At 59.2% G+C, this 19,887-nt stretch carries 25 protein-coding genes; 12 read left to right on the forward strand and 13 right to left on the reverse strand.

The genetic code is table 11. The features are described from left to right. Positions 1 to 25: 25 nt before the first annotated feature. From D1820_RS10580 to folK, 5 genes are all read right to left on the reverse strand, one after another. Complete coding sequence (locus D1820_RS10580; protein ID WP_118068945.1) at positions 26 to 787, reverse strand: pyridoxine 5'-phosphate synthase; 762 nt, start codon at positions 785 to 787, stop codon at positions 26 to 28. Between the two features lie 99 nt (positions 788 to 886). Continuing rightward, positions 887 to 1,540: a DUF2062 domain-containing protein gene (locus tag D1820_RS10585; RefSeq protein WP_040176032.1), complete on the reverse strand. Its 654-nt coding sequence runs from the start codon at positions 1,538 to 1,540 to the stop codon at positions 887 to 889. Positions 1,541 to 1,573: 33 nt separating this feature from the next. Beyond that, the gene (locus tag D1820_RS10590; RefSeq protein WP_118068947.1) at positions 1,574 to 3,706 is read right to left on the reverse strand and encodes a bifunctional (p)ppGpp synthetase/guanosine-3',5'-bis(diphosphate) 3'-pyrophosphohydrolase; all 2,133 of its coding nucleotides are present in this window, start codon (positions 3,704 to 3,706) and stop codon (positions 1,574 to 1,576) included. Between the two features lie 40 nt (positions 3,707 to 3,746). Next, positions 3,747 to 4,100 (reverse strand): DNA-directed RNA polymerase subunit omega, encoded by a 354-nt coding sequence (gene rpoZ, locus D1820_RS10595; RefSeq protein ID WP_014876064.1) that lies wholly within the window; start codon positions 4,098 to 4,100, stop codon positions 3,747 to 3,749. A 92-nt stretch (positions 4,101 to 4,192) separates the two neighbouring features. Next, positions 4,193 to 4,762, reverse strand: a complete 570-nt coding sequence (gene folK, locus D1820_RS10600) for a 2-amino-4-hydroxy-6-hydroxymethyldihydropteridine diphosphokinase (RefSeq protein WP_118068948.1) — start codon at positions 4,760 to 4,762, stop codon at positions 4,193 to 4,195. 139 nt (positions 4,763 to 4,901) lie between these two features. On the opposite strand from folK, the gene D1820_RS10605 reads away from it, so the two are divergent. From D1820_RS10605 to D1820_RS10635, 7 genes are all read left to right on the forward strand, one after another. Next, the gene (locus tag D1820_RS10605; protein ID WP_014876066.1) at positions 4,902 to 5,471 is read left to right on the forward strand and encodes an NYN domain-containing protein; all 570 of its coding nucleotides are present in this window, start codon (positions 4,902 to 4,904) and stop codon (positions 5,469 to 5,471) included. A gap of 185 nt (positions 5,472 to 5,656) precedes the next feature. Continuing rightward, entirely contained in the window at positions 5,657 to 6,607 is a 951-nt protein-coding gene (gene ispH / locus D1820_RS10610) for a 4-hydroxy-3-methylbut-2-enyl diphosphate reductase (RefSeq protein WP_118068950.1), read from the forward strand. A 121-nt stretch (positions 6,608 to 6,728) separates the two neighbouring features. After that, complete coding sequence (locus tag D1820_RS10615; protein ID WP_040176024.1) at positions 6,729 to 7,346, forward strand: LysE family translocator; 618 nt, start codon at positions 6,729 to 6,731, stop codon at positions 7,344 to 7,346. After that, positions 7,343 to 7,795 carry a DUF3429 domain-containing protein gene (locus tag D1820_RS10620; protein WP_118068951.1) on the forward strand — a complete coding sequence of 151 codons (453 nt, stop codon included), beginning with the start codon at positions 7,343 to 7,345 and terminating at the stop codon, positions 7,793 to 7,795. Before D1820_RS10615 ends, D1820_RS10620 begins: the two co-directional genes overlap by 4 nt. Continuing rightward, the gene (locus D1820_RS10625; protein WP_118068953.1) at positions 7,792 to 8,391 is read left to right on the forward strand and encodes a bifunctional 2-polyprenyl-6-hydroxyphenol methylase/3-demethylubiquinol 3-O-methyltransferase UbiG; all 600 of its coding nucleotides are present in this window, start codon (positions 7,792 to 7,794) and stop codon (positions 8,389 to 8,391) included. The genes D1820_RS10620 and D1820_RS10625 overlap by 4 nt, the downstream gene beginning before the upstream one ends. After that, positions 8,384 to 8,851: a ribonuclease HI gene (rnhA, locus tag D1820_RS10630; protein ID WP_118068955.1), complete on the forward strand. Its 468-nt coding sequence runs from the start codon at positions 8,384 to 8,386 to the stop codon at positions 8,849 to 8,851. The genes D1820_RS10625 and rnhA overlap by 8 nt, the downstream gene beginning before the upstream one ends. Next, positions 8,848 to 9,471: a trimeric intracellular cation channel family protein gene (locus D1820_RS10635; protein WP_040176019.1), complete on the forward strand. Its 624-nt coding sequence runs from the start codon at positions 8,848 to 8,850 to the stop codon at positions 9,469 to 9,471. The genes rnhA and D1820_RS10635 overlap by 4 nt, the downstream gene beginning before the upstream one ends. Before the next feature lie 17 nt (positions 9,472 to 9,488). On the opposite strand, the gene D1820_RS10640 is transcribed toward D1820_RS10635, so the two are convergent. From D1820_RS10640 to def (D1820_RS10660), 5 genes are all read right to left on the reverse strand, one after another. Then, positions 9,489 to 9,725 (reverse strand): hypothetical protein, encoded by a 237-nt coding sequence (locus tag D1820_RS10640; RefSeq protein WP_040176018.1) that lies wholly within the window; start codon positions 9,723 to 9,725, stop codon positions 9,489 to 9,491. 13 nt (positions 9,726 to 9,738) lie between these two features. Further along, complete coding sequence (fmt, locus tag D1820_RS10645) at positions 9,739 to 10,644, reverse strand: methionyl-tRNA formyltransferase (protein ID WP_118068956.1); 906 nt, start codon at positions 10,642 to 10,644, stop codon at positions 9,739 to 9,741. 69 nt (positions 10,645 to 10,713) lie between these two features. Beyond that, positions 10,714 to 11,211 (reverse strand): peptide deformylase, encoded by a 498-nt coding sequence (gene def, locus D1820_RS10650; protein ID WP_118068957.1) that lies wholly within the window; start codon positions 11,209 to 11,211, stop codon positions 10,714 to 10,716. Further along, positions 11,208 to 11,717 carry a peptide deformylase gene (gene def, locus D1820_RS10655; RefSeq protein ID WP_118070142.1) on the reverse strand — a complete coding sequence of 170 codons (510 nt, stop codon included), beginning with the start codon at positions 11,715 to 11,717 and terminating at the stop codon, positions 11,208 to 11,210. The genes def (D1820_RS10650) and def (D1820_RS10655) overlap by 4 nt, the downstream gene beginning before the upstream one ends. Before the next feature lie 73 nt (positions 11,718 to 11,790). Continuing rightward, positions 11,791 to 12,309: a peptide deformylase gene (gene def / locus D1820_RS10660; protein ID WP_040176010.1), complete on the reverse strand. Its 519-nt coding sequence runs from the start codon at positions 12,307 to 12,309 to the stop codon at positions 11,791 to 11,793. A gap of 97 nt (positions 12,310 to 12,406) precedes the next feature. Between def (D1820_RS10660) and D1820_RS10665 the strand changes: the two genes are divergently transcribed. Further along, positions 12,407 to 13,579 (forward strand): MalY/PatB family protein, encoded by a 1,173-nt coding sequence (locus D1820_RS10665; protein ID WP_118068959.1) that lies wholly within the window; start codon positions 12,407 to 12,409, stop codon positions 13,577 to 13,579. A 154-nt stretch (positions 13,580 to 13,733) separates the two neighbouring features. Here the strand turns inward: D1820_RS10665 and D1820_RS10670 are convergent, their stop codons facing one another. Next, positions 13,734 to 14,096 (reverse strand): hypothetical protein, encoded by a 363-nt coding sequence (locus D1820_RS10670; RefSeq protein WP_118068960.1) that lies wholly within the window; start codon positions 14,094 to 14,096, stop codon positions 13,734 to 13,736. A gap of 327 nt (positions 14,097 to 14,423) precedes the next feature. Between D1820_RS10670 and D1820_RS10675 the strand changes: the two genes are divergently transcribed. From D1820_RS10675 to D1820_RS10690, 4 genes are all read left to right on the forward strand, one after another. Beyond that, the gene (locus D1820_RS10675; RefSeq protein ID WP_118068962.1) at positions 14,424 to 15,398 is read left to right on the forward strand and encodes a glutathione S-transferase family protein; all 975 of its coding nucleotides are present in this window, start codon (positions 14,424 to 14,426) and stop codon (positions 15,396 to 15,398) included. 427 nt (positions 15,399 to 15,825) lie between these two features. Continuing rightward, a complete protein-coding gene (cobD, locus tag D1820_RS10680; protein WP_162894089.1) occupies positions 15,826 to 16,779 on the forward strand; it encodes a threonine-phosphate decarboxylase CobD in 954 nt (317 codons plus the stop codon). Then, positions 16,776 to 17,687 carry an adenosylcobinamide-phosphate synthase CbiB gene (cbiB, locus tag D1820_RS10685; RefSeq protein WP_118068964.1) on the forward strand — a complete coding sequence of 304 codons (912 nt, stop codon included), beginning with the start codon at positions 16,776 to 16,778 and terminating at the stop codon, positions 17,685 to 17,687. Before cobD ends, cbiB begins: the two co-directional genes overlap by 4 nt. A 39-nt stretch (positions 17,688 to 17,726) precedes the next feature. Next, the gene (locus tag D1820_RS10690) at positions 17,727 to 18,899 is read left to right on the forward strand and encodes a lytic murein transglycosylase (RefSeq protein ID WP_118068966.1); all 1,173 of its coding nucleotides are present in this window, start codon (positions 17,727 to 17,729) and stop codon (positions 18,897 to 18,899) included. Between the two features lie 47 nt (positions 18,900 to 18,946). On the opposite strand, the gene D1820_RS10695 is transcribed toward D1820_RS10690, so the two are convergent. Continuing rightward, positions 18,947 to 19,336, reverse strand: coding sequence for a hypothetical protein (locus tag D1820_RS10695; protein WP_118068967.1), 390 nt, complete (start codon positions 19,334 to 19,336; stop codon positions 18,947 to 18,949). Positions 19,337 to 19,400: 64 nt separating this feature from the next. Then, complete coding sequence (locus D1820_RS10700) at positions 19,401 to 19,868, reverse strand: YbjN domain-containing protein (RefSeq protein ID WP_096872736.1); 468 nt, start codon at positions 19,866 to 19,868, stop codon at positions 19,401 to 19,403. Between the last annotated feature and the right edge of the window lie 19 nt (positions 19,869 to 19,887).

Raw genomic sequence — 19,887 nt, forward strand, 5'->3', positions numbered from 1 at the left:
AGGGCCATGGTGGCCTGAGGAGGTGCTAACCTCGCGCCTCGCCCATCAGGCGGCGCATTTCGGCAATGGCTGGGGTCAACCCTCTGAAGATCGACTCGCCAATAAGGAAATGTCCGATATTCAATTCACGCACCTCGGGGAAAGCGGCGATAGGCTGTACACAATCATATGTCAGGCCGTGTCCGGCGTGGACCTCCAGCCCCAGTGAATGCGCAAAGCTCGACATCTCGCGCAGGGCGGCCAACTCGGCGTCGCGTTTGGCAAAATCGCCCTCCGCGTGGGCATCGCAATAGGCCCCGGTGTGCAGCTCAATGACCTCGGCCCCGATGCGGTGGGCGGCCTCAATCTGGCGCTGATCCGCAGCGATGAAGATTGACACCCGGCACCCGGCCTCCCTTAAGGGCGCAATGTAGTGGGCCAGCTTATTCTCCTCGCGGGCCACTTCCAGCCCCCCCTCGGTGGTGCGCTCTTCGCGTTTTTCCGGCACGATGCACACCGCATGGGGTTTATGACGCAGAGCGATTTTCTGCATCTCTTCCGTTGCCGCCATCTCAAAGTTCAATGGCACACTCAGGGCGTCCATCAGCCCGTCGATATCGGCATCGGTGATGTGGCGACGATCCTCTCGCAGATGCGCAGTGATCCCGTCAGCGCCGGCCTCCTCGGCCAATTTTGCCGCCCGTACCGGATCCGGCGCCAAGCCGCCGCGCGCGTTGCGCACGGTGGCCACGTGGTCGATATTCACACCAAGCCGCAGCCCGGCAGTTTGCAAGGACGTCTGTGCCATGGATTCAATTTCCTACTAGAGTGCCTTTCGCCTGAGACTAGGCGCTGCGGTGGCAAGGGCAAGCCCGGAAACCACCAAATTATGCCTTGGCGTGACGGCTCAGCTGCCACTGTCGCTTTCAGCGTCCAGAGAGGCGCGTTTCTTGATAATATCGAACTTCGCCTTGATCTTGGCACGGCGGCGCTGCTGGTAGGCCCGGATCACCGGCACGCTGAGCACATAGCAAACCGTTGCCGTAATGATGCCCGGAATAACGCCGCCGACAAGATAGGGGTAAAACACCTCGTGGTAGAACAGGGTCAGTCCCTGCCAATCCGCCGGGCGATCGGTGACCAGCGCAATCAGATTGTCAAACAGATCATCACCCGCCGCCAGGAATTTCCCGACCAGTGACTTGTCCACGTCGGCATCGAATTCGGTTCCCAGAATCCAATGTCCGGTCTGCAGCGAGGCGACGCCAATCGGCACATATGTCAACGGATTGCCAAAGAATGTTCCGCTGAGCGCCGCTAGGATATTGCCGTTCATCAGCCGTGCGATGATTGCAGCCACAACGAAGTGCATGCCGTAAAACGGGGTAAATGTGGTGAAGACGCCAGCCCAAACACCGCGGGCGATCCGTTCTGGCGAATCGGGCAGACGGCGGACACGGTGCTTCACGTAGTGAAATGCGCGCCCCCAGCCGCCACGTGGCCACAGAAAATCGGCAACCGCGCGCAGAGGCGGACGTCTATCACGGCGCCTGAATACCAAAGATACGCGTCCTTCCCAAATCCTACTGAACGGCTACCCGAGCTTTGGGCGGCTTTCCGGCAAATCGCGGAACCGAGCAACGGCAGCGACATCGCTCTCGGCTTCCAGCATCAACATCAGCGAATGCAGCTGCTCCACATCCCGCAGCTCGACATTAATCATCAGCCGGTAAAAGTCTGGTTTCCGATCGACAAATTCAAGGTCTGAGATATTGGCCTTTTTCTCACCGATCAATGTGCAAATGCGTCCCAGCACACCGGCGTCATTGCCGATGGTCAGCTCCAGCGTCACACCATAGACCGCCGGGTGGGTTCCGCTATGCCAATGCAGGTCGACCCAGCGTTCGGGCTGGTCCTCCACCTCTCCCAACGCGTCACAATCTGCGGCATGCACCACAACGCCACGCCCCCGGTAAGTGATTCCAATGATCCGCTCGCCCGGCAAGGGCTGGCAACAGGGCGCACGCTCAAAGCTCTGCCCCGGCTCAAGACCAATCACTGCCCGGCGAGGAGGCACTTCATCACTGTCGTCTGCGGCCAGCTCCGGGTAGACGGCCTGAACCACATCATGAGCCGTGAGAACGGCTGCCCCAAGACGGGCCAGCAATTCATCCACCGTACTTACACGAAGGGCGCGCGCCGCTGTTTCAAGCGCCTTATCCGTGGCCTTGCGGCCGACATGTTCAAAGGCGGAGCGCGCCAACTCATGGCCCAGTTTCACAAACCGGGCCCGGTCCGCTTCCCGCAGGGCGCGGCGGATCGCGGTGCGCGCCTTGCCGGTGGTCGCAATGTCCAGCCAACTCACCTGCGGGGTCTGCCCCTCAGCAGTGATGATCTCAACCGACTGGCCATTGCGCAAACGGGTCCAGAGCGGCACGCGGATTGCATCCACCTTTGCCCCCACGCAGGCATGCCCGATGCGGGTGTGGATTGCATAGGCATAATCAATCGGCGTCGCCCCTTTGGGCAGTTTGATCACATCCCCCTTGGGTGTGAAGCAGAACACCTGATCCGAATACATCTCCAGCTTGACCGCTTCGAGGAACTCATCGTGATCCTCCTCCGCGTCGAACTGTTCCGTGAGGGACGCAATCCATTTTGCGGGATCAACGGCAAAGGGGTTCTCGGATCTCACACCATCGCGATAGGACCAATGTGCCGCCACACCGGTTTCGGCCACATCATGCATTTGGCGGGTGCGGATCTGCACCTCGACCCGCTTGCCATCGCGCCCGGAAACGGTCGCGTGGATTGACCGATACCCGTTGGATTTTGGCTGGCTGATATAGTCTTTGAAACGGCCGGGGACCGCCCGCCAGCGCTGATGGATGGCTCCCAGCGCGCGGTAGCAGTCTTCCTCAGTCGCCGTGATGATGCGGAACCCGTAGATATCAGAGAGCCGCGAAAAGCCCTGATCTTTTTCCTGCATCTTACGCCAGATCGAATAGGGTTTCTTCGCGCGGCCAAATACTTCGGCTTCAATCCCGGTCTTTTCAAGCTCCGCCCGCATGTCGCCGGTGATGCGGTGGATCACGTCACCTGTTTCGCGCTGCAACGTGACGAAGCGGCGGATAATCGATTGGCGCCCTTCAGGATTGAGCACACGAAAGGCCAGATCTTCCAGCTCCTCGCGCATCCATTGCATCCCCATGCGACCAGCCAGCGGCGCATAGATGTCCATGGTCTCGCGCGCTTTTTGAGCCTGTTTGTCCGGGCGCATCGCCTTGATGGTCCGCATATTGTGCAGACGGTCCGCGAGCTTGACGAGAATGACCCGCAGGTCTTTCGACATCGCCATAAACAGCTTGCGGAAATTCTCGGCCTGTTTGGTCTCGCGGCTGGACAGCTGCAGGTTTGTCAGCTTGGTCACACCATCGACCAGCATTGCCACCTCATCCCCGAACCGCGTGGAGATTTCATCGTAGGAAGCTTTGGTATCTTCGATGGTGTCGTGCAGTAGGGCGGTGATGATGGTGGCATCATCCAGCCGCTGTTCGGTCAGGATGGCCGCGACTGCTACGGGATGGGTGAAATAGGGTTCGCCCGAATGGCGAAACTGCCCATCGTGCATCTGCTCACCGAACGCATATGTATCGGCGATCCTGTCCGCATTGGTCCGGGGATTGTAGTTGCGGACCAGAGCAATCAGGTCTTCTGGTGAAATCATTTCCGGTCCGCAGCCTCAGCTCACTATGTCTTGCGACGTCTCAGCCCTGCCCTTGCGCCTCCATCAGCGCACGCAGCAGTTTCTCTTCCGACATGTCATCGGTGGCGGGTTTGTCATTCTCCGCACCCATCAGCAGGGCCATGGAATCATCTTCCGGCTCATCCACTTCGATCTGGGTCTGATTGCTTTCGATCAGACGCTCGCGCAGAGAGTCGGCGCTCTGGGTTTCGTCAGCGATTTCACGCAGGGATACGACAGGGTTTTTGTCGTTGTCCCGTTCAACCGTCAGCGCGGCGCCAGCCGAAATCTCACGGGCACGATGCGCGGCGAGCATCACCAGCTCAAAGCGGTTGGGAACCTTGTCTACGCAGTCTTCAACCGTCACGCGGGCCATAGGCGACTCTCCAAATCAAAATAAGTCCAGAAGGGTGACTTCTAAAACCAAAGCTTTCTCTTGACAAGCGCCGAATGGGGCGCATTGGCGGCTCAGACCGGGGAAATCTCACTCAAATCCGACATTGGCAGCGCAGCGCAGAGCTCGCGGACCGTCTGACCGAGAATCGGGTGCCGCCAATCCGGTGCGATATCCCGCAACGGGACGAGGACAAAGCCGCGATCCTGAAGCCGTGGGTGCGGTATCAGCATCTGACCCGGCGCCTCCTGCATTTGCTGATCAAGCGGCAGATCTTTCCAACGTTCGAAGGTGGCCACATCGGGACAGATCAGATCATCATAGGCGACCAGGTCAAGATCCAGCGTCCGCATCCCCCAGCGCTGCACACGGCGGCGGGCAAAGTCTGCCTCAACCTGATGCAACAGATCGAGTAAGGCACGCGGCGACAGATTTGTGCGTATGGCAATCGCCGCGTTCACATAATCGGGGCCGGACCCGGCCGGAAAACAAGGCGTACGATAGAACCGCGACACCGCCGTCAGCCGGATGTCTGATTCGGACAACTGCTCAACAGCCCCTATGAGGGTATGGACCACCGACTGCTCGCCGATAGGCAGGTTCCCCCCCATGGCAATAAGCGCCTCTGACCGGATTTCGGTCATTTTTGCCCTCGTTTCTTAATCCCGACACACTTGCGGCAAATGTCAAATAACCTACATTAAGTCCACCCGTTTTAGCGTATTTCAGCATTCACTCACGGAACCTCACTGCTGGGACGGGCCTACCGGAAGGACATATTTGATGTTTTACAAGGACGAACGGCTTGCGCTGTTCATCGATGGCTCGAACCTTTATGCCGCCGCAAAGGCGCTGGGGTTTGACATCGATTACAAGTTGCTCAGGCAGGAATTTATGCGCCGGGGCAAACTTCTGCGCGCCTTTTACTACACAGCCCTGCTGGAAAATGATGAGTACTCTCCGATCCGGCCTTTGGTGGACTGGCTGCATTACAACGGCTTCACCATGGTGACCAAACCGGCCAAGGAATACACCGACAGCATGGGCCGCCGAAAGGTGAAGGGGAATATGGATATCGAACTGACGGTCGATGCCATGGAACTGGCACCGCGCGTCGATCATATCGTGCTATTTTCCGGTGATGGCGATTTTCGCCCTCTGATCGCCAGTTTGCAGCGGCAGGGCGTACGGGTATCCGTGGTCTCTACCATTCGCAGCCAGCCACCGATGATATCGGACGAGTTGCGCCGCCAGGCCGACAATTTCATCGAACTGGAAGAGTTGAAGGACGTGATTGGTCGCCCCCCCCGCGAACAAAGCGATCCGCGTTCAGTGTCGGCCGCAAGCGGCTGATACCAATCTGGTGCCGATGACGCGCTTCGGACATGGCCGACATAGCCCGCAGCAGTGCTCCCCACTGTCTGCGGGCTTTTGTTTGCGCAGCGCGCGCCATTTGACGCATCAGCAGCACAAGCCCGCTGTGCAGCACTGGACGTTGCCGACAGAAAGTCCTAGCTCTGGGCCGTAAGGAGACTGCGATGACCAAGCCACCCCTGACGCTATATCTAGCCGCACCGCGCGGTTTCTGTGCCGGTGTCGACCGGGCCATCAAAATCGTTGAAATGGCGCTCGAGAAATGGGGGGCGCCGGTCTATGTGCGCCATGAGATCGTCCACAACAAATATGTGGTCGATGGGCTGCGGGATAAGGGCGCCGTTTTTGTCGAGGAACTGGACGAATGCCCCAATGACCGTCCGGTGATCTTCTCCGCCCATGGTGTGCCGAAGTCTATCCCAGCAGAAGCTGATCGGCGCCAGATGATCTATGTCGATGCGACATGCCCGCTGGTCTCAAAGGTCCACATAGAGGCCCAGCGTCATGCTGAAAACGGCCTCCAGATGATCATGATTGGTCACAAGGGCCATCCGGAGACTATCGGCACTATGGGGCAGCTGCCCGATGGAGAAGTGCTGTTGGTTGAAACGCCGGATGATGTGGCCACCGTGGCGGTACGTGACCCCGACAATCTGGCCTATGTCACCCAGACGACCCTGTCAGTAGATGACACCAAGGATATTGTCGCAGCGCTGCAAGCACGCTTCCCCAATATCGTCGGGCCGCACAAAGAAGATATCTGCTACGCCACCACCAACCGTCAGGAAGCGGTCAAGGAAGTCGCCCCCAAGGCAGACGCCCTGCTGGTGGTCGGCGCGCCGAATTCGTCGAACTCCCGCCGTCTTGTCGAAGTCGGCGCAAAGGCTGGCTGCCAATATGCACAGCTGGTGCAGCGCGCCGAAAACATCGACTGGCGCGCACTTGAAGGGATTTCCTCGGTGGCCATCACTGCCGGAGCCTCAGCCCCTGAATTGCTGGTGAATGAGGTGATCGACGCCTTCAAAGAGCGGTTCGAGGTCACCGTTGAGTTGGTCGAAACCGCAATTGAGCGGGTCGAATTCAAGGTTCCCCGGGTTCTGCGCGAACCCGCCTGACGCAATCGCGTTTTGCCCTTGCAGCCGCTTTACCTGTCTGCAGGGTTTCTTTGCCTTGCAACTGATCAATAGCCGATTACCCTTGGCCAGAGCTATATTGTCTGTCCAAGGAGCTGGTCGATTGATTTCACTGCAATTTCTGATCACCGCATTTGTCGTTGTCCTCGCACCGGGAACAGGGGTGCTGTACACGCTGGCGCTTGGCCTTGGTCAGGGACGGCGCGCCGCAATCTGGGCCGCAATTGGCTGCACCTTTGGCATACTGCCCCATCTTGCGGCCGCCACATTAGGTTTGGCTGCGGTTCTGCACACATCGGCACTGTTGTTCCAAGCCGTGAAGATTGCTGGCGTTCTCTATCTTCTCTATCTCGCGTGGCAAATGCTGAAGGCGGATGGTGCCCTGTCGCTGTCCAATGCGCCCACAGCGCGAGATCGGGGCGTGAAAATTGCCAAGCGCGGGGCGATGATCAACATTCTCAACCCAAAGCTCTCAGTGTTTTTTCTCGCTCTTCTTCCCCCCTTCCTCTCGGGCACGCCTGAGACTGCAACGCAGGAAATGGTGATCCTTGGGCTGATCTTCATGGCGATGACCTTTGCGGTGTTTGTTCTCTATGGCCTATTCGCAGCCCAAGCGCGCAACCTGATCCTGGGATCCGACATCGTGGTGAAATGGCTCAACCGCAGCTTTGCCGGTCTGTTTGCAGCTTTGGCAGCAAGACTTGCCATGGAGCGCGCATGAGCCGGATCCCGCCCGCACCGCTGATCCTGGGTCTCGCCGGGGTGATACCTTTTGTATGGGGGGCGCTGACGACGCAGCTCCCGCCCTTACAGGCCTGGGGGGCCAGTCATCTTGGCCTGCGGTTTGTCGGCCCCTATGTGCAGCTGTTCTACGGCTCCGTTATCCTCAGCTTCATGTCCGGTGTGCTGTGGGGATTTGCGACCAAGACATCGGGAATGCGGGCGACAACGGGCTATGCGCTGTCGGTGCTGCCCGCACTCTGGGCATTCTTTATGACAGGCGGTGGTCCAACCAGTGCGGGCATCAACCTGATCTACGGCTTCGCCGGGCTGCTGCTGCTGGACTATGCTTTCTCCGTCTGGCGCCTGACGCCATCATGGTGGATGCAACTGCGACTGCTGCTCACATCTATCGTAATCGCCAGCTTGGCCGTAGGCGTGTACCTATGAGCGAACCGGACCGCACGACCCTGGAAATCTACAACAGCAAGGCTGCGGAGTATGCAGACCGCAACGAGATCCACTTGCGGCAGGATCCACGTCTTGGGGAGTTCATCGCCGCTTGTCTGCCCGGTGGTCGGGTGTTGGATCTGGGCTGCGGTCCGGGCACGTCCAGCGCAGTTATGGCATCCGCCGGCCTGCGGCCCCTGGCCATGGATGCTTCGGCTGAAATGATCGCGCTGGCAGATCAGCTCCCCGGAGTTCAGACCCAGCTCGCCAGCTTTGATGACCTCTCCGGCATCGACATCTACGATGGTGTCTGGGCCAATTTCAGCCTGCTGCATGCCCCGCGCGCCGACTTTCTCTGCCATCTGCGCGCCATCCGGCGGGCATTGCGATCAGGTGGCCCCTTTTACATTGCGCTGAAGCTCGGTAAGGGCGAGGCCCGGGACGCCATTGGGCGGCTCTACACCTATTATGAGGACGAGGAATTGAAGGATCTGCTGCGCTCAGCCGGCTTCACACCCACCAACAGCACCACAGGCGAAAGCGCCGGATTGGACGGGTCAATGGCACGCTGGATTTCGGTGGCCTGTCATGGCTGAGCTGTTCGCCTACACCGATGGTGCGTGTTCCGGCAACCCCGGCCCCGGCGGATGGGGTGTGTTGCTGCGGGCAATGGATGGCGAGACCGTCGTCAAGGAAAAGGAGCTGAGCGGCGGCGAGGCCGAAACCACCAATAACCGGATGGAACTGCTGGCGGCAATCAACGCGCTTGAAAGCCTGGCGCGACCGTCGACGCTGACGGTTGTCACCGATTCCGCATATGTGAAGAACGGCGTCACCGGGTGGATTCACGGCTGGAAGCGCAACGGTTGGAAAACCGCCTCGAAGAAACCGGTGAAAAACGTCGAGCTGTGGCAGCGACTTGACGAGGCTCAGCGTCGGCATGATGTCACCTGGGAATGGGTCAAGGGCCACGCAGGCCACCCCGAGAACGAACGCGCTGATGAGCTGGCGCGCGCAGGCATGGCCCCCTTCAAACCCGGCAAAGCCAAAGCATGACCATCCTCACCCTTCTGGACTACGCCTCCGTTCTGGTCTTCGCCGCCTCTGGCGCGCTGGTGGCCAGTCGGGCGCAGCTGGATATCGTTGGCTTTGCCTTCGTGGCCTGTCTGACCGCTGTCGGTGGGGGCACGGTGCGGGATCTCCTGCTGGATCGGCATCCGGTGTTCTGGATCGGGGATTCCACCAACATCCTGCTGGCGGCCGCTGCTGCGGTGCTGGTGTTTTTTACCGCCCATCTGGTGGAGAGCCGGTTGCGCTGGGTTGTCTGGCTTGACAGTTTTGCTCTGGCAGTGGCGGTGTCTGCTGGTACCGGCGCAGCCATTCTGACAGAGCAGCCGCCCGTAATCGTGGTGCTGATGGGCATGGCAACCGGCACGCTGGGTGGGCTCATGCGGGATGTGGTCTGCAATGAGGTGCCGCTGGTTTTGAAGCAGGGGGAGCTTTATATTTCCTGCGCGATGGCTGGCGCGATCACCGCCGTGATCAGCATCGCCTTCGGCCTGCCGACCCGCTGGGCCTTGGTGGCCTGTGCAGTGGTGTGTTGGGTTCTGCGAGCAGGTTCCATCACCTTTGGTTGGCATCTGCCGGTCTATCGCTCGCGCCCGCCACGTAGCTGATCCCGCCTCTCAGCCCCTTAGCGGCGCCAATGAAACGGCACAATGATCAGCGCGCCGATCGAGGCCACAATCGCATTCCACCCTGGCGCGCGAAATCCGATCCCGAACATAATCACTACGAAATGGAACAGAAACGCGCCGCCCACACAAATGATGATCGAAGACAGATAGCCGTTCTGGGTGAAGCCAGTTTTCTCCGCAAGGTAGCCAACAATCCCAGCAATCACCACGCTGCCGAAAAGAGCTAGAAACATCGCCTGTCCCCCCTTAAAGCTGTGTGCCAGCAGTGACAGGAAAGCCGCGCAAAAAGATCTCTCGCGCCTGTGCACCCTTGCCCGCGCGCTGCAACTTCAGCAGCTCAATCGCGCCCTCACCGCAGGCGACCCGCAAGGCGTCATCCAGAACTTTGCCCGCTGCCCCGGCACCATCGACAACACGTGACGCCAGAAGTTTCACGCGCTGGCCGTCAATCTCGCACCAGGCACCGGGAAATGGGGATAGCCCGCGGATCTGCTGATCAACCTCGCTCGCCGGGCGTGTCCAATCCACCCGGGCCTCCGCCTTGTCGATCTTGTGGGCGTAGGTCACACCATCATCCGGCTGCACCTCTGGTGTTAGCCCCGGCAATTGTGTCAACGCCCGCACAATCAGGTTCGCACCCATTTCTGACAGGCGGTCATGTAACTCAGCCGTGGTTTCCTCTGCGCCGATATCTGTCGCCTCGCGCATCAGAACTGGCCCGGTGTCCAACCCGGCCTCCATCTGCATGATACAAACCCCGGTCTGCGCGTCCCCCGCCATGATCGCACGATGGATCGGCGCCGCGCCGCGCCAGCGCGGCAAAAGGCTTGCATGGATGTTGAGGCACCCTTGACGTGGCGCGTCCAGCACGGCCTGCGGCAGGATCAAACCATAGGCAACCACAACCGCCACATCTGCGTTCAGCTCTGCAAACTCGACCTGCTGCTGCGCGTCTTTCAGGCTGACCGGATGGAGGACCTCAAGCCCCAGCGCCTCCGCCCGGGCGTGAACCGGTGTGGGCCGATCCTTCTTGCCGCGCCCTGCCGGGCGAGGTGGCTGACAATAAACGGCAGCAATCTCATGGCCCGCCTCAACCAACGCATTGAGCACCGGGACAGAGAAATCTGGTGTCCCCATAAAAACAATACGCATATGTCGCCCCTTCACTCTGAATTTGCCCGCCCGAAACAGGCTCTAACTTGGGGAAACCCCGATTGACCTTCAGCCGCTCAGCTTCTTCGCCTTGCGGATCAGCATATCGCGCTTCACCTTCGACAGCTTGTCGAAATACATCTTGCCGTTCAGGTGATCGATCTGGTGTTGCACGCTGGTGGCTTCAATCCCAACGAAATCCCGCTCAACCGTGGCACCGGTTTCATCCATGTAGCGCACAGTCACCGCACGGGGGCGTTTGATCTTGGCTGAGACGCCGGGCAGGTTCGGACTGGCTTCCTCATGCTCACGCAGCGCGACCGAGGCATGCAGGATTTCAGGATTGGCCAGACGGACTGCCCGCCCGCGCTCGCTGGACCCATCCACCACCGCAAGCCGTTGCAACACACCGATCTGATTGGCGGCCAGACCGACGCCGGGCATCGCCTCCATTGTGTCGATCATGTCCTGCCAGAGGGCGAGCGTTTCATCAGTGATTTCGCTGACCTCCTCGGCGCGGCTGCGCAGATGTTTGTCAGGCCAAGGCAGGCAAGGGCGCACAGTCATCGGGTTGTCTCCAGATAAGTTTCATAGGTGGCGACAGCAGCAGCACGCGCCGTGGGGGACACCCTGTCAAAGGTCACGCGCCCCTCAAGGTGATCATATTCATGTTGCACGCAGGCGGCGGCGAATCCCTCAAACCGGCGTTGATGGCGGACCCCTTGCAAATCGCTCCAGGCCATATCGACCCAGGCCGGGCGCGTGACTTCAAGGCTGACGCCTTTGATCGACAAACAGCCCTCAGACATTGTGGCCACCTCCTCCGACAGCGCGACAATGTCCGGGTTGATGCAGACAAGCGGGTCGCGCGCACCTTCTTTCCAGGTGGTGTCCATCACGAACAGCCGTGCCAATACGCCAACCTGTGGCGCGGCCAGCCCACGCCCCGGTGCGGCATACATTGTTTCCAGCATATCGTGGGCAAGCGTTTCGACGTCTCGCGGTGCGGCGACTGGGGCTGTCGGGGTGCTCAGCACCGGATCCGGCCAAGCCCTGATAGGGAGAACCGCCATTTCGTTCACCTTTCCCGAATACACGCACCCATGCTTTAACCCACGCTCAACCTCATAACGGGCCGCTGCGCTGTCAGCCGCGGCCACGCTCACGTTTCAGTTTCTGCATCTTTCGGGTGATCATCTGCCGCTTCAGCGGTTTCAGGTAGTCTATGAACAGCTTGCCATTCAGATGGTCGATCTCATGCTGGACACAGGTGGCCCAAAGCCCGTCGAATGTCTCCCGCTGAGCATTGCCATCACGATCCATCCATTCGACCTCGACCACCTTGGGGCGGGTCACCTCGGCGTATTGGTCGGGAATCGACAGGCACCCTTCCTCATAGACGTTCGCCTCGTCCGAGGACGCCACGACTTCGGGGTTGAACATGACCAACGGGCGCGCCGGACCGTCCTCTTCCTTGACGCAATCGAGCACGATCAGCCGATCCAGCACCCCGATCTGCGGCGCAGCAAGCCCAATACCCGGCGCAGCGTACATGGTTTCCAACATGTCATCGGCCAGCCTACGCAACGCATCGGACATATCCGGTACGGCTGCACAAACCTTCTTGAGGCGGGGATCAGGGTGGATCAGGATCGGACGTTTCATGCCGCTGATTTAGGCCATTGACGCCCGCCCTGCAACGCCCCCCTTGCGCGTGGCTGGATTGCCGTTAGCTTCGCCCGGGAACAACGGGAGTTCAGACATGGATTTTGACAAGATCATTGACCGCCGGAACACACATTGCATCAAGTGGGACATGATGGAGGACCTCTACAATGTGCCGCGCGACGAGGGCCTGTCGATGTGGGTTGCGGATATGGATTTCGCAGTTCCATCGGTGGTGACCGACAAGATGCGCGAGATGGCAGACCACGGCGTCTATGGATACGTAAATTGCGACCACCCCTACAAATCCGCGATCTGCTGGTGGATGCAGAACCGCCACGGATGGTCGGTCGATCCGGAGGCGATTTTCACCACCACAGGCTTGGTGAACGGCGTCGGCATGTGCTTGGACACCTACACGCAACCGGGCGACGGGATCGTGCTCTTCACACCGGTCTATCACGCTTTTGCCAAGGTCATCCGCAACGCCGGGCGCAACGTGGTGGAATGTGAACTCGCCGTCAATGACGGACGGTATGAGATGGATTTCGCGGCTTATGACGCACAGATGACCGGCACCGAGAAAATGGTCATCCTCTGCTCGCCGCATAATCCGGTTGGCCGTGTCTGGACCGAGGAAGAGCTGCGCGGCGTTGCGGATTTTGCCAAGCGGCACGATCTGATCCTGCTGTCGGACGAAATTCATCACGATCTGGTCTTCGACGGTGCCACACATATCCCGATGCAGAACGCAGCGCCGGACATCACTGACCGCCTGCTCATGCTGACCGCGCCGTCCAAAACCTTCAACTTTGCAGGCATGCACACTGGGCAGGTCATCATTCCGGATCCCGATCTGCGTGCGCAATTCTCTCGCCGGATGCTGGCGCTGGCCCTCTCGCCAAATTCCCCTGGCCAATGGGCAACGGCAGCAGCCTATTCTCCCGAAGGCGCCGCCTGGGTGGATGAGCTGGTGCCCTACCTTGATGGCAATCGCCAGCTCTTCGATGCTGCTGTGAATGAGATCCCGGGTCTACGCTCCACCCGTCTGGAGGCGACCTATCTCGCTTGGGTCGATTTCTCTGGCACCGGCATGAGCCGCGAGGAATTTACCAAACGGGTAGAACAGAGCGCCAAGATTGCCGCCAATCACGGTCCGAGTTTTGGCACTGGTGGCGACACTTTCCTGCGCTTCAACCTCGGCACGCAACGCGCGCGGGTGGAAGAGGCTTGCGAACGGCTGCGCAACGCGTTCTCCGACCTGCAATAGCAGCGTTGCGGTTGGCAAAGGCCCGGCCCATGTCAGACCAAAACGCCCCGTAGAAACGCAAAGTAGAAAAGGGGATCACGTAGTCGTGGTCCCCTTTCGAATTACTTCACTGGTTCATTTTGCTTGTCAGGTCAGCGCCAAGGCCCAGCCATGCTCACAGCCGCATGTCATCCTGTGCGATCAGTGCAACAGGCGCATCTGGTGCGCGGTAGAAATCCAGTGGGGCCTGATCCGCTGCCGGCGTCGCGCGTTTGAACTCATAGCGCATTTCACCCGCTTCTTCGTCCGAAGCCACGATCAGGCACTGCGATAGGTGGCGGGTTCCATCGTAGAGGTCGACCAGCCCGCGAAGCTGCGGCGCATCTGCCGCCTCTACCGAAAACCCATCTTTCCACATGCGCAGCACGGGAAAGACATGATCACCGGCAGCCACCCGCAGGCGGCTCTTGTTTTTCATACCATCCAGCCGCGCAGCATCCAGCGCGTCCTGTACCGATTGGGGAACAAATGTCGTCATGGCCGTGACCTCTCGATCTGATACCGCTCTGACATCCGCCGCCGCGCGACTGACTGCCAGAGCAGGTGGGCATTTTGCCCTGTTCCTTACAAGTGTGAACGCACAAAGGATAAAATCAAGTGAACTTTTTGAGTCATTTCCACGCGTTGGCCGCAGCACCACTTTAGGTGCGCGAGAGCAAAGCACCAGTAGCGCCCCCAGAATGTCGCGCACCTGCCAGCTGTGCATTGGCGCAGGGAAGCTGCGCGCCGACGGCCATGGGCGCAGGCGTCTACGCCGCCTAGGTTACAGCGAACAATATGTATCCACAGCGCATAGGAGTTTTCGATGGGCCTCTTGATTGATGGCGTCTGGCACGACCAATGGTACGACACCGCGTCATCCGGTGGCGCGTTCAAACGCTCGCAGGCGCAGTTTCGTAATTGGGTCACCAGAGATGGACAGGTAGGACCATCCGGCAAAGGTGGCTTTGCCGCCGAAAGCGGACGCTACCATCTCTATGTTTCGCTGGCCTGCCCTTGGGCGCATCGCACACTCATCTTTCGCCAGCTAAAAGCGCTGACCGATCACATCACCGTTTCCGTTGTCCACCCGGACATGCTGGACAAGGGCTGGAGCCTTGCCAAGGACGACCATGGCGCCACCGGGGACCACCTGTTCGGATATGACCATGTGCACCAGATATACACCCGCGCCGACCCGCAATACTCTGGCCGGGTCACGGTTCCAATTCTTTGGGATAAAAAGGAAAATACCATCGTCTCAAACGAAAGCGCCGACATCATTCGCATGTTCAACAGCGCCTTTGACGAGATCACCGGCAATCACGATGACTATTGGCCGGAGGAACTGCGAGAACCGATTGAGGCCGTGAACAGCCGGGTCTATTCCACCTTGAACAACGGTGTTTACAAATGCGGTTTTGCCACCACACAGGCGGCGTATGACGCCGCGATCGACCCACTATTTGACACTTTGGACTGGCTCGAAGACATCCTGTCTGATCATCGCTTCCTTCTGGGTGACAGGCTGACCGAGGCAGACTGGCGGCTGTTTACCACGTTGGTCCGCTTCGATCCTGTCTACCATCTGCATTTCAAATGTAACCGTCGGCGCTTGATAAATTATCCGCATCTTTGGGCTTATACGCGTGCGCTTTATCAGTGGCCCGGTGTGTCAGACACCGTCGGGATGGATCACATCGTGCGCCACTATCACTACAGTCATGACACCATAAATCCTCATCGGATCATCCCAACCAATCCACGTATCGACTGGATGGCCCCACACGGTCGCGACTGAACACCAGGACGCTCATCAACGAGGGGGGCGATAATCCCCCCCGATTGGGCATTCGTGGTACGCCATATGCGCAGCGACAATTCGGCAGGCCCATCGTGATTGTCTCCTAAATCTCTGAAAGTGCTGGCGCAACGCGGCGCCAATCTTACGGTCCCGGTGAGAGAATCGAGGCGGAAGAACGCCAACCGGGCCCCGATAGACGTTCCGCCTCTGCCCCACTGCAGCCTGTGTGAAATGTCCAGAGTGCTCATCAAAAAATACACGTATAAGGTGATTTATTAAGGGGAGACTCCCCGATATTAGTGAATTGTTGATCCCGAGACGCTATGGTTGCTTTCTCGCAATTGCTGTTCCATACGGCGGTATTGGGTCGGCATATTTCTGGCCCTCGGTTCTGGTTCATTTGTTAAGGCCCAAGATGACAGGCATGCTGGATCTGACAGAGGTCCCCAAAAGGGACCACGGCGGCAACCTCAGCGCCGCGATTTCTGAATTTGGTGGTGTAGCCAGCGACTGGGTCGATATCTCGACCGGGATCAACCCTGTACCCTACCCTGTCCCTGATCTGACTGCCGCGGATTGGGGCGCCCTGCCCGATCAGGCGGCAATGACTGATTTGGTGACCGCCGCGCGTCACTTCTGGAATGTGCCGCAAGAGGCTGCAGTTCTGGCAGCCCCCGGCGCCTCAGCTCTCATCGCCGCCATTCCGGCCTTGGCCGACCCCCGGTGGGTTCAGATAACACCACCAACCTACAATGAGCACGCCGCAGCCTTCGCCGCGCGAGGATGGCAGACTGTCACCGCTGGCCCCGCCGAAGCCTGTGTGCTGGTTCATCCAAACAATCCCGATGGCCGCCGCTGGAGCGCCGAAGATGTGCAGGCCCCGTTGGTCGTCATCGATGAGAGTTTCTGTGATGTCTGCCCCGCAGACAGCCTGATGCATCTGGCCAACCGCCCCGGCGTTGTTATCCTCAAGAGCTTTGGCAAATTCTGGGGCCTCGCGGGACTGCGGCTGGGGTTTGCCATTGGTGATCCCAGCCTGATCGGCAACCTCGCAGCCTGGCAAGGACCGTGGGCTGTCTCCGGCCCGGCGCTGCGCATCGGCGCCCAGGCCCTAAGAGATGCCGACTGGGCAGAGACCACGCGGGCGCGCTTGCAGCAGGACGCAAAACGTCTGGATAAGATGGTGACCGGAAAAGGAGCGAAACTGGTCGGCGGCACTGATCTGTTTCGTCTGTATGACGTTGACGATGCCGCTGCATGGCATGCCCGGCTCGCCTCCGCTCAGATCTGGACGCGTATTTTTCCATATTCCAAAACCTATCTGCGGCTTGGTCTGCCGACGGGTGAAGGTTGGGAACGGCTTGAGGCTGCTCTGTGACCACTGCCGCCCTGTTGATACCAGCGCTGCTGCTGGATGCCATTTTTGGGGAGCCGCGTTGGCTCTGGTCACGGCTGCCTCATCCTGCGGTATTGATGGGCCGTGCTGTGTCTCTCGTCGACCAGACATTAAACACCGGAAAACAGCGCAAAGCACGTGGCGTTCTTGCCATAACGCTTCTTGTTGTATCAGCGGGCTGGCTTGGCTGGCTGCTGACCCTGTTCGGCCCCTTGGTTCAAATCCTTATCGCCGCCATCTTGCTGGCGCAGCGGTCGCTTTGCGACCACGTCGAGGCCGTCGCCGATGGGCTGCGTCTTGATCTGACAGAAGGCCGCGAGGCCGTTGCGATGATTGTCAGCCGCGACACCACCGGCATGACCACGCCGCAGATTGCCCGTTCCGCCATCGAAAGCGGGGCAGAGAATTTTTCCGACGGTGTGGTCGCCCCTGCATTCTGGTTTCTGATTGGTGGCCTGCCGGGTTTGATGATCTACAAGATCACCAATACAGCCGACAGCATGATTGGCTACAAGACGCCACGGCACAGAAATTTCGGCTGGGCATCGGCCAGGTTGGACGACCTGCTGAACCTGATCCCGGCGCGCCTGTCCGCACTGATGATCGCCACCGTTGGCCTGGTATTGCGCAGCTGGCCTGACATTGCCCAGGATGCCCGCCGCCACCGCTCCCCGAATGCTGGCTGGCCCGAAGCCGCAATGGCGCGCGCGTTGCGGATCGCACTCGCCGGTCCGCGATCCTACGATGGGAAACTGCAGGACTTCGCCTGGGTCAACGACAGTGGCTCCAAAAGCGCCAGCGCCCACAGCATCATGCGCTGCATACATCTTCTATGGGCTTCTTGGGCCTTCGGGCTTGCGCTAACGGTTGCCATTGCCGCGCTGTTGTAGCTAACAAGGGGCAGCACTCTCAAAAAGGACACGCCACCTGTGTTGCGCCCCAGCATTCTCGCCCTTATCTCATTTCTGCTTCCGCTTCAGGCCCATGCGCAATGTGGTGGCGGGTTTCGCAATTTCGTTCAGCTGATGAAGGAAGAGGCGCTGACGGGAGGCTATGACAGCGCCACGGTCAATCGTTTCTTTGAGAACGTGCGCCAAGATCCCGCAGTCCTAAAGGCCGACCGCGCGCAGGGCGTGTTCCAGAAACCCTTCATTGAGTTTTCGCGCCGGTTGATCTCCAAGAGCCGCCTGGACCGTGGTCAGGCGATGTCGCGCAAATACGACGCCACATTCCGCAGGATAGAAACGACCTACGGCATTGATCGCAGCGTTTTACTCGCGTTCTGGGCCTTTGAAACCGATTACGGCGCCGTGCAGGGAAATTTCAACACGTTGAATGCGCTGGTGACCCTGGCCCATGATTGCCGTCGGCCGGAGCTGTTCCGCCCACAGGTCTTTGCCGCGCTGGAATTGTTCCGTCAGGACAACTTTGATCCGCGCCGCACCACCGGCGCCTGGGCCGGTGAAATCGGCATGGTCCAGATGCTGCCCGGTGATATTCTCGAAAACGGTGTCGATGCCGATGGTGACGGCCATGTCAGCCTCAAGACGTCCGCCCCGGATGCATTGATGTCCGGCGCAAAGATGCTCTCTCATTTGGGGTGGCGCCCAAATGAGCCCTGGTTGCAGGAGGTGTCGATCCCGGCTGATCTGGACCTGAGCCTCAGTGGTGTCCACCACAAGGAGACAGTCGCTGACTGGCAGGCATTGGGCATAAGCCCCCGTAGTGGTCGACTGGCGGAGCGCGGCACCAAGGCGGCGCTGATTTTGCCGCAGGGGCACAAAGGGCCTGCCTTCCTCGCCTACCCCAATTTCGACGTCTATTTCGAATGGAACCAGAGCTTTACCTATGTGCTGACTGCAGCCTATTTTGCGACCCGGCTGTCGGGCGCTGCGAGTTACGATGCAGGCACCCCCGACACCGGCCTTGCGGCAAAACAAATGGAACAGTTGCAGCGCAAGCTTCAGGCGCGCGGTCATGACGTTGGTGATGTCGACGGGATCCTCGGCGCCAAGACACGTGTTGCTGTCCAAAAAGAACAACAACGCCTTGGCCTCCCCGCTGACGCCTGGCCAACACCAGCGCTGTTGGCGCGTCTCTGATCTATTAGGGAGATCGCCTCCGGGGGCGGTTTCCGCGGGATTGTGTCTCAGGGAATTTGCGATGATCGCACCGGAAACCTCTGCCCCTCAGAGGTAATGACCACAGTGCGATCCCGGTTGGTCACATATTGATCGCAACGGGACATACCGTTGACGAAAGTCACACAGACCTGACCATCCTGCGCGACACGATAGCTGCCCCATGCAGTGCCACCGCCATTCGCCGCTGAATAAGTGTAGGAATAGGCTCCGTCGTCCCCGAACAGCGCCTCACCATCATCATAAAAAACAAATGATTGCCCCGGCAGCGCAGCAAGCGCCTCTTCGTCATAGGGCTGATCACCCACCCGCATGGCCCCATCCTGCGCCAAGACCTTGCCCGGCACTTGGATTGATCCGAGAAGTACAAAAAAGGCCAGCAGCGTGAAATGTTTCATGCTGCCAGCCTAGCGGTATTCTCTCTCGGCCCCACCTCACATTTCGGTGACAGGGCAGGTGTTGTCACCAGTTGATGAAGTCCTCGAATTCCTGAACGATCCGCGACCAATAACCGAGCAGCTCAGCAAAATCGTCGGGGTTCATGCCAGTGTCCCCCAGATACACATCCAATTCGACCCGAGCCGACCCTTCGTCCGAGATATAGGCCCGACCAAACCGGTTTTCGGTGTTCCACTCATTGATCTTGACCACACGCACGCCGCCATCTGTCTGATAACCGGAGAAAAACTGGATCGCATCACAGTTCTTGTTGTTTTCGCAGCCGTAGAAATAGATCGAGAAATCATTGCCGTAGTAGTCGACCTTCAGCTTTGGATCGCCGACATCATCGGTGGTGACCTCAAATTCGACGCCTTCCGTTTCAAAGAAGCGCGCAAGGGTGGTCGCATCCTTGGCCAGAATGTTTTCAGCATGCCCAAGGCCCGGGAGGACAAACAGGGCAGCGGCGGTCAGTAGAGAAAGAAATTTCATTGTAAATCCTGTCATTGGC

The sequence above is a fragment of the Phaeobacter sp. LSS9 genome (assembly GCF_003443595.1).
Classification (GTDB): domain Bacteria; phylum Pseudomonadota; class Alphaproteobacteria; order Rhodobacterales; family Rhodobacteraceae; genus Phaeobacter; species Phaeobacter piscinae.